We start from the raw sequence: 14,560 nt of genomic DNA on the forward strand, positions 1-14,560 counted from the left end.
TCCCCGTACTCACTCACCTGCCTGCGTAGTTCGCAGTTGATAAACCCCTTCAACGACTACCCGCTCTCCTTCTTTTAATCCCGAAATTATCTCGTAAAAATCGGCGCCTTCCGCCCCTAGGGCTACGGATCGCCGTTCAAAGGTTTCACCACCGTCAAATACAAAGACATACGTCTCGCCCTGCTCGCGAATGACTGCCGACTTTGGTACAGCCAGAACTTTTCTATCGCCACTCGTATCTATGGTGATCTCGACAAAGTTACCGTCCTTTAGTCGGCTAAGAGGGTTCTTGACCTCATAAATCACCGGTACCGTGCGTGTCTGTTCGTTGACAGTCTGGCCGATAGAAATCAAGCGGCCGTCACCGTCTGGCGTACCGATCGTATAGACCTCGCCCGCAAGAGCCTGCGACGTGAAACTAGCACGTGTCGATTCGCGAACTGATGGCAGATCCCGTTCAAATACCTGAGCTTCGAGCAGGACCGTTGATAAGTTCACGATGCTCAGCAGGTCTGCCCCGCTTGCTACCTGCTGACCGCTAGTCGCGTTTATCTGATCGATTATTCCTGTTACTGGCGCGAGCAGCGGGAAATTGCGGATCGGTTGTCGTACGGTAGGCGAACGAAAGATGCTCTGACCCGCTTGAGCAGCTCGAATTTGGTCGCCCAACAGATTAACTTGTTTATCTGCCGAGGTGATCTCATCCTCGATCACCTTTACGGCGGTTTGGGCTTCCTCAACTCTCTTTCGCGGAACCGCACCCACCTCAAGAAGATTCTGTGATCTTCGAAGTTCCCGCTGGGCCTGTGCGAGACGTGTCCTCGCCTGTTGTGCCGCCGCCCGGCTTTGAGCCTGTTGAGACTGAAGGGCCAGAGCGGTATTCCGCAGTTCTAACTTACGGGCTTCAACTTCCCGCTGTTGAGCCTCCACATCTAGTCTCTGAGACTCGAGACCCGCCTGTCCCGACACATCGAGCACTTGTTCGACGAAACCGATCTGTTCGCCGCGACCTACAGCGGAACCTAAAGACACCGACTGATTGAGCACGATCCTTCCGGGCACCTGCGCCGTTACAACTCCCTTCGCATCCGGCCGGGCACGGACAACGCCGGTCGTTTTCAACCCGCTCGTGATCTGCCGCGTATCGACCGGCTGCGTCTTTACGCCAAAAAGTAGCTGAGATTCCTTCGAAACGGTGATGGTCGTCCCTTTTGGCAGTTCGTTTACAGCGGCAGTCGAAAACTCCGCGGTCGGAATGGCTGATGTTTCGCGAGTTTGAGACGGCGGCAGAAGATACGCGAGAGCCGCCGTACCGAGAAGAAAAACTGCTAGTACTGCGGCCACGACTGGAACACCTCGTCGCAGGCCAACCGCGCCCCTTCTTTTCAAAGCATAAAGAATCGCGGCGACCGTAAGTCCGCAAAGTAATAGAAGAACTAAAAACCCGATCCAGAACGAAGTGCGGATCGGTGCACGAGCGACTGTCACAGGAAAATCTGCGGTAAAGACTCTCTTGTCTTCGGTAGTGATCGAGAAAACCAATTTGAAATCGCCCGGGCCGTCAAAGTGGTAAGAACTCCGATAGAATCCACCAGTTTCTTCGATCGTTGCGAGATTTTCCGCAACGGCCGAGCCATCGGCACGTGTGACGGTTAGCGAGACAGCCGCCTTCTCGACAGGCAGTGGCCCCGAACCAAATCCGCCCGCCACGATCTCAGACAAGGAGACGAGCAAATGCACCGTCTCTCCGACGCGCGGATCTCCTGGCGTACGCTTAATGACGACGCTCAACTGCCCGCTGTCATTTTGAACACTCCGTTCGGCCGTAATTGTCGAGACCGGGTCCGATTGTGCAGCAGTCTTCTCCTGACCAGCGGCAGAACTCACGCAGAACAAAGCCATGACCAAGCCAACGGCGAGAGTGCGAAATCTGAGCGTGATAAATGTCGTTGACCAGTACATTAGTGTGCGTGTGCCTTGCCGTAGAGAGCCTGCATAGACAAAACATCGATCCTTATCGCGTCGGTAATCGCTTTTGCCTCATCTTCTTTTGCCCCGTTTGCCTTGATGTCAGCTCCTAGCAGCAAATCGTCATCATGGCCTTTACCCGTGAACTGTTTTAGAAAGGCTGCTGAGACCCCCTCAGCCTTTACCTCTTTTATCAACGGCGATCCGTCCTTGTTCTCGTAAATAACAATAATTTCCTTGCCGCCAGCTTTTATCAGCGTCACTGCGCCGATCTGCGTTCTCACACCGTTCACCGTCGAGAATCCGGGATACGAGTGATGGTCCTTTTCGGTTACCTTTCCACCTGTATCTTTTTCGATCGATGCGACTTGAGCATCGGTCAACTCCTTGTGCATGGCCGTAAAGGTCTGAGCGCCGGGAAGCGCCGCTTTCACCGCTGCCGGGATCTCGTCAGCTTTCGCAGGAGCGGTGTTGGTCGCTGCGGCGGTATTCGCCGGTGCCTTGTTCGCGGCGGCGGTTGAGTTGCTGCTGGTGGTGTTGGAACTTCCGCCACATGCGAGCGAGATCAGGCTTGACGCGACAACCGCTCCGAATATGAGTGCTTTCATTTTTTCTCCTCTTCTATCTTTGTTTTAGTAGTAACCAATTTGCTCAGACGCACAGTCTTGCTTTCATTAATCGATTTCAAAAATTCTTCCCTATTGAACTGTCCCGGAACGGCATTGCTATCCGGCAGAACTGACGTAGAACCCGGCATAAACGCGGAAGGCGGCAGTGCTCCGCCGACGGCCGCCTCAAGTGCGGTCAAAGTTGTGTAATATTCCTCTAAAGCACGGTTGTAGTTAGTGACATTCTCATTAAGGCGACGCTGTTCGTTCACAACCTCAAAGACCGAAAACTCGCCCGCGTTGTAGGCCGCCCTGACTGTCTGTAAATTTGCCTCTGCCCGCGGCATGATCTGAGTTGTGAAAAGAACAAGCTTTTCCGCTGCGGCCCGGTACTGGCTGTAAGCAACGGCGACATCGCGCTTGATAGTTGCCTCTAAGAACTCACGATTTCGCACCGCCTGAACCTGTTCGCCCGTTGCGGAGGCAATGCCGCCCTGATTTCGGTTGAACACCGGAATCCCGATCGAAACGCCGAACGTAAGCTCGTTATCGAGATTATTTGCGATTCCACCCCCAGCGGATGAGGGCAGATCCGTAAAAACCTTGGAGCGTGAAAAGCGAACTGACGGCGTAACATTCGGCGAAGACTCGGCCCGGGCTAAACTTAATTTTGCCGAACCGATCTGTTCGCTGAGCCGAGCCGCCCGAAGATCGGCCCGATCGTTAAGAGCTTTGGCAGTTAGTTCACTCAGGCCCATATCAAGTCGCGGCGGACGGTCACTTTGCGGAGCGAGACGCAGCGGTTCGGCGACATCAAACCCGATCAGCGTTCGAATTCGCAGCAGAGCCGTCTCCAGTTCGTTTCTCGCCTCGATCCGCTGAACGCGAAGCCGTTCGCTTTCGACCCTGACCAAATTCAAATCCAGCGGTGCGACGTCACCTTCGTTCAGGCGTGCTTCGGTTACTCGTAGAAGTTCCGCGTCGGCGACAAGCAGTCTTTCTACAACGTCGAGCTGCCTCGCGGCGGCGATGGCCCTGGTATAGTCCCGTCGAATCTCAACCGCAATGCTTCGTTCGATCGCGGCGATCTCGGTCCGCACCTGTTGGAGTTCGAGTTCCGCAACGGCCCGCCGCTTTCCCCGTTTGCCGCCGAGCTCGAAAGTTTGCTCAATACCGGCAGAGAAATTGTATTCGGACTCGCCGGCGAGAAATCGCGGGCTTCCGTATTCGGTGCTAAAGACCGGGTTTGGCCGCAATCCCGCTTGAAGCAACCGCCCTTCTGCAATAACCAGACGCTGTCGGGCCGCGAGCAGGTCAGCACGTCGGCTGCCTGCATTTTCGATCAAACGCTCGACGTTCAATCCGTCCTGACCGATATATATCTGTGACGAAACCGGCGTTGGTTCAGGCGATGCGGCCGTCTGCTGAGCCCGCAGGGAAGTGGCATTAACCAAAATGAATACGGCGAGGCCCAGTATCGTCAAATACCTGTAGCTGTTCCTCGAAATGACCGGTGTGCTCATTTGCTGTTCGTAAAAGACGATTCCGCAGTTCTCACGCAGAAAGTGCTTCCTCGTTGACTCCGGTGCCGCCTGCGAAACGCCACACGAAATACACAAGCCCGGTCAGCAGAATAACTACTATAAAAAATAGAACTCCAATCAACGCGCTCGAAACCCATGAGCCTGCGCCTTGCGTGGCCGCGGCTGCCGGTTTCACATCAATGCCTGAAAATGTTGCGGTGTCCGTTTCGCCGTCGTGGGTGACGTTTGCCCGCATCGTATAAACGCCGTCGGGCATCGCCTGGAACGTGAGTTTGTAAACACCGGCCTGTTCGCCCGGCTCAACTTTTGCAATAAATACAGAGCCGCTGGCTGATTCGACCTCGACTTTAACCTCGGCAGATTTGAACGGTTCGTTCGTCGCGAATTTAGTAATAAATATTGATCCGGTCGTTGACTTGTCCGGCTCGATCGCCGGATGTTTTACCATCACCTCAAGATCGCCCAACCGGCTCGAATGAGAAACAATTCCCTTTGCATTCGCCACAGTCTTTGGTTTCTGGTCGCCATGATCCTCACCACCATGGGCCAGCGACGTGCCTGGCAAGATAACCGAGAACAGAACGCTGCTCAAAATAAAAGCCCCAACAAACCGCGCAATTTGATCGCTCATACTCCGTGCCAGATGCAATAGCTATACCAACCACGCTGTGTGAGTTTTACTGAGCTTTTAAGCGAATCTGGCGAGAAGGGTGGCTAATGAATGTCTAATAAGAGACAGGGGTTGTCTGTTTTCAGGCACCTACAACGTGATCGCCACCATCGACTAAAGATACCAACTATAGGTGTGATTATTGTTAGGTGGCGCGAACTAAACTAGCGTAGGTATGAGCGGGAACATCCGCTTTATTAAGACGAGAGAAACGGTTGATTGAACAGGTTTACAATGTTGCGAGATTCCGCAGGGCCGAACTAGGTGTGATTAGGCCCACTATCAGATTTCGAAAGTGGGATCAAAATATCATTGGTGGCGTGAGTTATTTCTGTCGGAGTAAACGCTGATTTGATGACCCTCGATACTTCCCGGCATCAAAGGCTAATGATGATTCAAAAGGACCATCTATCAACAGATCGATGTGGTCGAGTATGTAATCGATACTTGAGTCTCTCTTTTTTATTAATTCCTCGACGGTATTGCCCGTGTAGACTACAACGTGGAGATTGTGGCGTTTTAGTCTTGATACAAGCTCAGCCACGGGATTAGCCTGATCAAACGGCTCGCCGCCCATGATAGTAACTCCGTCATTCTCGTGGCGTTTTGAGCTGATCTCATCGAAAATTGAAGAAATCGACACCAACTTCCCGTTATGTCGATTGTGGGTTTCGGGAACGTAACAGCCGGGACAGCGAATTGAACATCCGGCAACTTGAATTACGCTTCTACGACCGGGACCGTCGACTACGGAATTGTGATATATCCGATAAAGCCATATGGAATTTCGAGCATCCATCGAGAAATGATTAAGGTCCGTTGGTAAATCGGAATCGCTTTTGGAAGGCTTTCCGCAATTCACATTGTGGGATGAACCAAGGTCGTCTCTTAAAGCGGTAAGTGCATCGGGGGAAATGCCTGAGACTTCGATCGTTAATTTCCCACAGTCGGGTTCAAGCAGGAACGTAATTTCTTTGCTCATCTTTGTTTGCTCGTCTGTTTAACGCGCGGCTTGAAGAAATATTCATGCTTTTTTCTTTCGGCGGAGGGATCACCGAGAATTTCCTTTAGGTGCCTTGCGGCTTTCTCACAAGCAGCTCCTTGATAGCCTTTTATCTCGGTTTCGCAGGTTCCCTGCTCTGTATCGATCTTAAATTCTATTTCGGGCATGATCGACTATCCTCCTTAGTATTCAATGCGTATCTTGAGAGTCTTGCCGTTGCGTTCCTTCACGAGCGTGCCGCCGAGTTTCTTCGCCATCTTTCTTGCTGCCGCTTCGTGATAGCTATTCTGAAGCCGGATCACGAAATCTTTTCCTAGATGGTGATTCAGATCCATATCGTCGATAACGGCAACATAGCCTTTTGACGTTCTCCGAAAGCCGATGTCTCCTAGAAGAGATCGTCCAGGCACCTCGCGACGCCTGATCACGATGTCGGCCGTTTGTGGATCGCGTTTATCCCATCCCTCAAGTGCTAGGTCAGTTCCTACAGTTGGAGATGCGAATCCGCATTCGGACAAGGCTTCGAGAAGCAGGTCACGATTCGGGAATGACTGAGAGTCGAATGTCATGTATTTACTCATTGAAATTCTCCGTAATTAGAGTTCATAGATCCGTTCGGTGCGGTTTGCGGTAAGGCCGGTATTATCGATTCGAGAGCCGACGCCCTTGATATTGTTCCGGGCCCATTTTCGGATCTCTTCGATCTTCTCGCTCATCATCTGAGCGGTTGGTGTAATGTTCTCGGCCGCTTTAATAATGTCGCGGGTTTCGGCCTGCCGGTCACCGTCAATAAAAGCTTCAAGAACCCCGTCTTGTACTGCACCCTCAATCTCGGCACCTGAAAAGTCCTTGCTCTTTTCTACGAGTTTCTCAAGATCAAAGTGCTCGGCGTCAAGTGCTCTTTTCTTAAGGTGAACCCGGAATATCTCTTTTCGGTCCTCTATTTCGGGAAGATCGACGAAGTGGATATATGAGAATCTACCGATTCTGAACTGTTCGGATTCGAGTTCGCGGACATCGTTGGCAGTTGCGAATACAAGAACATCCTGGTTGTCCTGCATCCAATTAAGGAGATAAGAGATAGTTCGTGCCGTTTCGCCGCCGTCGGTCTTGTTCGACGACTTCATACCTGAGACAGCCTTCTCGAATTCACTAATACCGAGAATGCCTTTGATCGTTCCTGCAATAGATAATGCCCGCTTAATCGACATGGCGGATGAGCCGATGACGCCGCCGCCCTCACCCATGATCGAACCGAAGTCCAGATCTAGCAGAGCCCGGTTCGTGATGCTTGAAGCGACACGTTTACAGAGATCCTTTCCGCAACCAGGAAGACCGACCAGCAGTATGCCTTTGCACGGTTCGACATGTCGTGCTTTTGCTCGTGGGCTGAATGTGTAGGCTGCGCGTTCGAGGATGGCTCGAAGCGATTGGTAGCCGCCTAAGTTGCTTACCGGTTCAGGATGCACATAGGTCAATGATCCGCTACCGCGTATGACATTCTTCTTTTCTTCAAGAATGACATTGATCGAGTCCTGATTCAGACCGTTGCAACTGATGACTGCCTTCGCAACTACATTGCTGATCTCGACTGCTGTTAGACCAAGGAGAGACTGCTGCAATGCGTCCTGAGTTTCTTTCGTGAGGCTAATATCGAGACCATTGGCACGAAGGTTCTCAAACTGAAGTCCTATCGAATCTTCGATCTCCGACTCCCTCGGAAGGTCGAGTTCTATCTGCGTTACTTCCTTTTCAAGTGTTTTTAGTTCGGGAAAGTTTGGCCCTACGAACAGAACGGTAGCTTTCGTCGATTTCAGTTTCCAGGCGATCTCACGAAGACGTCGAACCAGCAAAGGATCTTCCTGCCCATAGGGTAAGATATAGGGTGCGTAATCACACAACAGGAAAATGCCGGTCTTCTGTTCGCTAATAAAGCCAAGAAGGCTTTCGGGATCTTCCGTATCGCCGATCGTTTGCGGAGTGTTTAGTAGTCCCTCTTTCGGATCGACGACCTTCTGTAGACCGCTCGGGCGGCTCCAATAGTAGAGAGGCTTTTCCTTATGCCGATCTTGAAAGACAAGATCGAGCAACGCCTCTCTTACGCGGTCTTCCTCGAATGTATTGATAGCTATGAGCGGGTAACGGGCTCGAATGCGAATATCGAGCTCGTGCAGGAACTTGCGGATGCTGTCGGCTCCGGCTTCTATTTCAGACATGTTTTGTTTATTTGAAGTCTAAGAAACGGACTGTGTTACAAGGCGTCCGTTGTGGCCATCTCGTCCATTGTTACCGGTCGGCGGCACTGTATTTGTCATCCTTTCGACTTTTTGCATCTCCTCTCTTGACGCGATGCCGTTGTCGATTTTGAACCCTAGATTAGCTAAAGCTCTGCCGACAGCACTTGTTTCACCGTTTTCAATAAAGGACGTTGTGTTCACATACCCCTGCCCCCGGATCTCGAAGGCATGCCCAGTAGAACTGGGTTCTGCGTCATCTCGGGACCGATACGCTCCGGCCTTTATACACACGAATCCGCTGTCTTCATTAAGTCTTATGATCTCGGTAAGTATCCGCCCATCCGGATACTTCTCGTAGAATTCCGCTATTCGCGCATGGACGGGAATGTATTTGCTTAGGTCGAAGTTTGCCATTGGTAGAGCCTCTTATCTATAACTCAAGAGCTGTCAGACGGTTTTCATCTAGCAGTTTCTTGGAGTGAACCGATGTCATTCTCAAGAGATCGCTTAACGCCGCCCGCATCTCTTCGGGCGAACGCTGCTTCGCTTCTCGGTCGGCCGCAGCCTGCAATTGTTCGAGCACCTTTTCGAGAGATGTATCGCCGGTGAAGTTCATCAGTTGATACCATTCGCACATCTGACGTGCTCGTTTGGCTAATGAACCGGAAACAAACTTTGCGTCCTTCATTCTTTCTGCCATTTCTGATGCAGATTCGAAGATCTTCGCTGTTATTTGTGCAAAACCTTCTTTGATCGGAGAAACAGCCTCTTCTGCCTCTCGCATCGCCGCCTCGATCTTCATCTCGCGGATACGCTCTTTCACCTCTCGTTCCCTCCGAGTTTCCGCAGTCACCTCATTGACCTTTATTTCTTCGATACGGCGTCGGGCGTCGATCTCAAGATCAATCTTCGTCTGCTCAGAATTGATTCGACTCGTTTCGAGTGCAAGAGATTTTGCGAGGTTTCGCTCGGCGATCATCTCCGATCCGAGAATGATCACCTTCGGCTTCATTGTTATCACGAGGCCGTCTCGTATCATCTCGCGTGTCGGGACCATTCCGATGGCTTGTGCCGCAACCGCATTGACGAACTCCTCTCTATCAAAAGGCTCATCGCTAGTCGCCTCGAACCTGTCGGCAGAATCTCTCGCAAGCTGATAGAAGCTGTCCTGAAGAAGGTTGAGGATCTCGTCGTATTTAGAAAGAACCTCACTCTTTGCTGCTGCTAGCGTTTCGCAGGCTTGGAGATACGCCTTTTCGAAAGATTCAAAGGCGGTCCAGGGAATCCACTTGTATTCGCTCGTTCCCCAGACGGTTTCGCAGAGCGTGAATCTGAAGCCGAATTTGCTTAGGGCGTTATGAGCCTGGGCCGCTCCTCGCATCAGGCGATTCCGATAGACATCAGGCAGCAACCCAGCTCGCGGCGGACTCACTCTAACCGCGGCATTCTCAGGTAGCTGAACTCCGAGAGTTTTCCATTCCAGTTGCCGAACAAGACTACCGAAACCTCGACAATCGATGTTCATGAAGATGCCTTCACTTTCCAGCGTCGATAGATCGAATGGAAGAGATTCAACTTCATTCACACTAATCCCGAGTTCTATGGCCGCTCTATTCTTCCTGTCGTCAACTCGCGCGAGGACGCCATGGGCTAAATCGGATGGCGAAACGCTTTTAGCTGAAGCACCTTTCTCAAAAGGCCTCGACTTCTCGAAGGGCTCTGATCCTTCGACTAAACTCGAAGTACTGGAGATCACTGTTGGAACCGCTCGCTCGTTTGCTTTAGTTGGCGAGCTTCGACCAAAAATGTTCTGTAATACCGCCGCAGTCAGTGAATTCGGTTTCGAAACCAAACTCGATTTGTTTAGGCTCGCGGTGCCTTGCTTAGTTTCCATTCCACATCTTGGCAGCCGCTCCATTTTTCCTGCCTAACAAAGGTGTTTAATCTCCGTCAGATCACTAAACAGTTTAATCCTGGCCGCACTGATCCTTTTTCCGCTTGGTTCACCAATGAGAATAACCGTTTGGCTAGAACCGCTTGCAGCTACGCATACGACTATAACGCCAAGAACGACCAAAGCGGGTTTCATAGGATGAACCAGCTCCCATTGCTATTGGGCTGAGGAATAACCATGATTGCAGCAGCATAAACTTGTCGTCCAGATTTGCGTTGAGTGCAGGGTAGCGTCCTACCTACGATTTCTTCCATATTTATCTTCTATTAATCTTAACTGTAATAAACTCGAATCATGAGAGTTCTTCTCGTTGAGGATGACATTCGGATCGCGGCTTTTGTGGCGAAAGGTCTGCGCGAAAATTCGTATGCGGTCGATATTGCATCCGACGGGGACGAAGCGACTTACATGGCTTCAATAAATAGCTACGACCTTTTTATCCTCGACATCAATTTGCCTAAGAAGGATGGTTTCGATGTTTGTCGCGAGCTTCGCGAAAATGGTAGTAAACAACCAGTTCTTATGCTTACTGCTCGCGATGCTATTGACGACAGAATTTCGGGCCTTGATATTGGTGCGGACGATTATCTGACAAAGCCGTTTGAGTTTCGCGAGCTTCTTGCTCGGTTGCGTGCATTGCTACGACGGCAAAATGAAATTCGCTCTCCACAAATATACATCGCCGATCTGCAAATCGACACGATGTCCCGAACGGTTCAAAGAGCCGGAAAGCAAATCGAACTAACGACGAAGGAATATTCACTCATCGAGTTTCTGGCAATCAACAAAGGTAAAGTAGTTGGACGCGAAGAAATTTCAGAGCATGTTTGGGACGATTCATTCGATCCGTTTTCCAATCTCATTGAGGTCTATATTAAACGCCTCAGAACCAAGCTTGACGAAGGTTATGATGTTCAGCTTATCCAAACACGTCGCGGCTCGGGTTATATTTTGAATGATGTTTAGCTCAATCCGCGTAAAACTCACGCTTTTTTATATCTGCGTTTTGGCGCTTATCGTTGGCGCTTTCGCATTGATTACATATTCGTCGTTCGTAAGTGTCTTGCGTCAGGAAACGGATGAGAATCTGACGGAGATGGCCCAAACTCTCTCTGCGTCGATCAAGGCAGAACAAAACGACGGCGAAGCTCTACGAAAACCCGATGAAATTGTCAAAGAATCTCTTGGCGAGTTTCGGTTTCGCGATTACCAATTTGCAGTCTTTACAAACGACGACAGATTTATCGCGTCCACAACGGAAAACAAACTTCCGTCCGATTTATCGTCAATAGACAAGGAGAAGTTCGGCGATGTTTCCATCAAAGGCACGCCGTTCCGGACACATGTTTTGCCGTTTCATGTTGAAAACCACAACTACAAACTCTACGTCTTTCACTCACTCGAAGATGAGATAGCCCTCGATGCTCGAATCCGCCGAACATTTTATTTGATCGCTCCATTGCTTTTGTTATTCGCAGGTCTTGGCGGTTATTTCCTTGTTCGCGAGAGTCTAAAACCCATTGCCGCAATCGGTGACCGGGCAAAACAAATTACCGCCGCAAATCTACACGAACGCCTCCCTGTAGCCAATGCTAAAGACGAGATCGGCAACCTCGCGATAGTATTTAATGAATTGTTAGATCGTTTGGATGTTGAATTTGATCGTCAGCGCAGATTTATGGCTGATGCGTCGCACGAACTGCGGACGCCGCTCGCCATTATTCGTGGAGAATCCGAAGTTGCATTGTCAAAAGACAGCCGCAGCTCAACCGATTACCAGGAATCCCTTCACGTGGTTAATGATGAAAGCAAGCGTCTCTCAAAGATCGTCGAAGACCTTTTCACACTTGCCAGAGCCGATTCCGGAAACCTAAAAGCGAATCTCGACAATTTATACCTTGATGAGCTTGTTTCCGACTGTGTTCGCCTAATCCGCACTCTCGCCAATAAAAGAAACTTGACCATCGAGTTTAACGGCGAAGAAACACAGATCAAGGGCGACGAAGCTCTCTTGCGCCGTTTGTTTCTAAATCTTTTGGACAATGCTGTGAAATACAACGTCGACGGCGGTTCTATCAAGATCAATGTTGGTCAAAATACCGTCACTATCTCGAACACCGGCGACGAGATTCCCAAAGATCAGCAAAAGTCTATCTTTGACCGATTCTACCGCGTCGAAAAATCCCGCACTCAAATGAACGACACAATGATGAGCGGCGCCGGGCTTGGCCTGTCGATCGCAAAACGAATTGCCGAACTTCACCATGTAAAGCTGGAATATTCCCGAAACGATAACGAAGAGAATGTGTTCGTTATTACTTTTCCGGTCTAACTATTCAAGTCAAACTCATCTGATTTCCATGATGGCCTATTATGAATGACCTAAAGATCAAAGACATCGCGGCTCGCTTCCTTAAAAAGGAATGAACTGAAGTTACGGAACTCGAAAAACGCATTATTCAGAAGGTGGCCGAGAAGCGCACCGTTTCCAGATATCCGGTTGATGTAAAGGCAGATGATAGAACATTCGGCCAGAGACTCGCTGACAAAGTCGCCGTGTTTGGCGGTTCGTGGACTTTTATCATTATTTTCGGTTGTATCCTGCTTTTTTGGGCCGCCATGAATACCTTTGTGTTGTCTCGCTATGGTGACGATTTTGATCCATACCCGTATATTTTGCTCAACCTGTTTCTTTCGATGCTAGCATCCATTCAGGCTCCGATAATCATGATGTCGCAAAATCGACAAGCCGCTAAAGACCGTCTCGAAGCTACCCACGACTACGAGGTAAACCTAAAATCCGAACTTGAGATCATCCGGCTCCACGAAAAGATTGACGAGCTTCGTGAAACACAATGGTCTGAGTTGATCGAAATATCGAAAAAGGCAAATAGAATCCCGCATTCATCTTCTGTTAATCCACGGTTTTATAAAGTTGTAATTGTCGGGAAAAGGATTCCACCTAAACCGGCAGATACCAATAAAAAAGGGAGTAACAATAATGACTAAAAAAGTAAACGCAATGTTAATCGGTATGTTGGCTGTCGTTGTGGCGGCTGGCGGGGCTTTCGTAATCTCGGCACAGTCGGGCAAAGACAACGAACGTCAGGACGAAAAGATAAAATATCGTTCGAGCATTCAGGTTGCCGACGACAAGAACGAGAAAGAAGAGTCCGAAGAAGCCAACGAATCGTCAGAAGATGACGAGGCGAACGAGACAGGCGAAAAGGGCGAGGCTAACGAGTCGGAAGTCGAAGATCAGGCCGAGGTCGCCGAAAGCGCACGCCTTCAATCCATGGCGACGATTACCCCCGAACAAGCGAAAAGTGCCGCACTAGCGCAGGTTCCGGGAACTGTCGTGAAAGTTGAACTCGAAAACGAAGACGGCAATGTCGTTTACGGCGTCGAGATCAAAACCGCCGACGGCGAGCATGACGTAAAAGTCGATGCTGGAAATGGCAAAGTCTTGCATGCTGAGAAAGGCGACGGTGAAGACGACGATAACGACTAAGGCTCTAGGCCAGTAGTTATCAAATCAAGGGGAAATACGGTTTGTGGCTTCGGCTGCAAACCGCATTGAGACCCCTGAAGCAAAATTAGATGAATTGAATGAAAAAATAAGCCGGAGGCTAAACGACAATGAATAACAATCAAGGAAATAAAAGAAAGCAAGGGACAACCCGAATGACGATGTTGCGCGGCGGTTTCATTGCCGCGCTGATGGGGATTACAATAATCGGTATTTCCGCATGTTCGACGCAAATACCTGCGAACCGGACACAGACCCCGCCGTCATCGCCGATGGCGCAGGCTTCGCCACCGGCAAAATCAACAGTAGTCAGCAACGTGCCGAAACCGCTCGAAGAGATTGGGCACTTCAGCGAAAACATCTACGACATGGCAAAGCTGAACGACTGGGGTAAGGCGATGGCTGATTTGAGCAGCCTCAAAAAAGCCCTCGAAGGTCTTAAAACAGATCCTGCAACCACCAAGATCGATACGGTCGAAGTTGCATCGACGCTTTCAAAACTGGAAAACGCAGTTTCTAGGAAAGATCGCTCTACAGCGATGCAGAACTCAAATCGCATTACAATGATCGCCGCAAAACTTACTGCCTCATTTAAACCACAAGTGCCTGCTGAGGTTACATTGCTCGACTATTACGGGCGCGAATTGGAGATATGGGCTGCGGCGAAAGATCAGACAAAGCTGAATAACGTAGCAAAAGATATAAGGCAAACCTGGGACAAATTGTTTCCAACCATTGAGTCGCACGGAGGCTCTGTTGAGGCGAAAACCTTCGGAGCTTTGGTTGAAAAGATCGAAAAGGCAAAAACACCGAGCGATTTCGCACAGCTTGCAACCCCAATATTGGATGAGGTTGACAATTTGGAAAAGGTCTTCACGAAGTAAAGCTTTGATTCATCTTCAATTCGGTCACGCTAGTAGCGACGACGATAACGACTAAGGCCCTAGGCCAGTAGTTGTCGAATCAAGGGGAAAATACGGTTTGTGGCTTCGGTTGCTAACCGTTTCTTATTGTTCGTGGCAAAATCAAAGCCAGTCTCAAAATAGT

16 protein-coding genes are annotated in these 14,560 nt (G+C 50.0%); 6 read left to right on the forward strand and 10 right to left on the reverse strand.

Going from position 1 to position 14,560, the window contains the following annotated elements:
* Positions 1-9: 9 nt before the first annotated feature.
* The 10 genes from IPM50_02900 to IPM50_02945 all read right to left on the reverse strand — a co-directional run bounded on the left by IPM50_02900 (position 10) and on the right by IPM50_02945 (position 9,615).
* Entirely contained in the window at positions 10-1,962 is a 1,953-nt protein-coding gene (locus tag IPM50_02900) for an efflux RND transporter periplasmic adaptor subunit (GenBank protein QQS33548.1), read from the reverse strand.
* The gene (locus IPM50_02905; GenBank protein QQS33549.1) at positions 1,962-2,576 is read right to left on the reverse strand and encodes a hypothetical protein; all 615 of its coding nucleotides are present in this window, start codon (positions 2,574-2,576) and stop codon (positions 1,962-1,964) included. The genes IPM50_02900 and IPM50_02905 overlap by 1 nt, the downstream gene beginning before the upstream one ends.
* A complete protein-coding gene (locus IPM50_02910; protein ID QQS33550.1) occupies positions 2,573-4,099 on the reverse strand; it encodes a TolC family protein in 1,527 nt (508 codons plus the stop codon). The genes IPM50_02905 and IPM50_02910 overlap by 4 nt, the downstream gene beginning before the upstream one ends.
* Before the next feature lie 31 nt (positions 4,100-4,130).
* On the reverse strand, positions 4,131-4,751 hold the full coding sequence (locus tag IPM50_02915; GenBank protein ID QQS33551.1) for a hypothetical protein: 621 nt from the start codon (positions 4,749-4,751) through the stop codon (positions 4,131-4,133).
* Between the two features lie 364 nt (positions 4,752-5,115).
* Positions 5,116-5,772: a 4Fe-4S cluster-binding domain-containing protein gene (locus IPM50_02920; protein QQS33552.1), complete on the reverse strand. Its 657-nt coding sequence runs from the start codon at positions 5,770-5,772 to the stop codon at positions 5,116-5,118.
* Entirely contained in the window at positions 5,769-5,960 is a 192-nt protein-coding gene (locus tag IPM50_02925) for a DUF2997 domain-containing protein (GenBank protein ID QQS33553.1), read from the reverse strand. Before IPM50_02925 ends, IPM50_02920 begins: the two co-directional genes overlap by 4 nt.
* Positions 5,961-5,975: 15 nt before the next feature.
* Positions 5,976-6,374, reverse strand: coding sequence for a DUF1257 domain-containing protein (locus IPM50_02930; protein QQS33554.1), 399 nt, complete (start codon positions 6,372-6,374; stop codon positions 5,976-5,978).
* A 15-nt stretch (positions 6,375-6,389) separates the two neighbouring features.
* Positions 6,390-8,009 (reverse strand): AAA family ATPase, encoded by a 1,620-nt coding sequence (locus tag IPM50_02935; protein QQS33555.1) that lies wholly within the window; start codon positions 8,007-8,009, stop codon positions 6,390-6,392.
* Between the two features lie 18 nt (positions 8,010-8,027).
* Entirely contained in the window at positions 8,028-8,444 is a 417-nt protein-coding gene (locus tag IPM50_02940; GenBank protein ID QQS33556.1) for a hypothetical protein, read from the reverse strand.
* Positions 8,445-8,460: 16 nt separating this feature from the next.
* Entirely contained in the window at positions 8,461-9,615 is a 1,155-nt protein-coding gene (locus IPM50_02945; protein QQS33557.1) for a hypothetical protein, read from the reverse strand.
* Between the two features lie 16 nt (positions 9,616-9,631).
* Here IPM50_02945 and IPM50_02950 point away from each other — a divergent pair, with 16 nt between their 5' ends.
* The 6 genes from IPM50_02950 to IPM50_02975 all read left to right on the forward strand — a co-directional run bounded on the left by IPM50_02950 (position 9,632) and on the right by IPM50_02975 (position 14,397).
* Entirely contained in the window at positions 9,632-9,961 is a 330-nt protein-coding gene (locus tag IPM50_02950; GenBank protein ID QQS33558.1) for a hypothetical protein, read from the forward strand.
* A gap of 317 nt (positions 9,962-10,278) precedes the next feature.
* Positions 10,279-10,950, forward strand: coding sequence for a response regulator transcription factor (locus IPM50_02955; GenBank protein ID QQS33559.1), 672 nt, complete (start codon positions 10,279-10,281; stop codon positions 10,948-10,950).
* Positions 10,940-12,316 (forward strand): heavy metal sensor histidine kinase, encoded by a 1,377-nt coding sequence (locus tag IPM50_02960; GenBank protein ID QQS33560.1) that lies wholly within the window; start codon positions 10,940-10,942, stop codon positions 12,314-12,316. Before IPM50_02955 ends, IPM50_02960 begins: the two co-directional genes overlap by 11 nt.
* A gap of 122 nt (positions 12,317-12,438) precedes the next feature.
* Positions 12,439-12,993: a DUF1003 domain-containing protein gene (locus IPM50_02965; protein QQS34441.1), complete on the forward strand. Its 555-nt coding sequence runs from the start codon at positions 12,439-12,441 to the stop codon at positions 12,991-12,993.
* A complete protein-coding gene (locus IPM50_02970; GenBank protein QQS33561.1) occupies positions 12,986-13,495 on the forward strand; it encodes a PepSY domain-containing protein in 510 nt (169 codons plus the stop codon). Before IPM50_02965 ends, IPM50_02970 begins: the two co-directional genes overlap by 8 nt.
* A gap of 173 nt (positions 13,496-13,668) precedes the next feature.
* Positions 13,669-14,397, forward strand: coding sequence for a hypothetical protein (locus tag IPM50_02975; protein ID QQS33562.1), 729 nt, complete (start codon positions 13,669-13,671; stop codon positions 14,395-14,397).
* The last annotated feature ends 163 nt before the right edge of the window (positions 14,398-14,560 follow it).

This window comes from Acidobacteriota bacterium, from assembly GCA_016700075.1.
Classification (GTDB): Bacteria; Acidobacteriota; Blastocatellia; order Pyrinomonadales; family Pyrinomonadaceae; genus OLB17.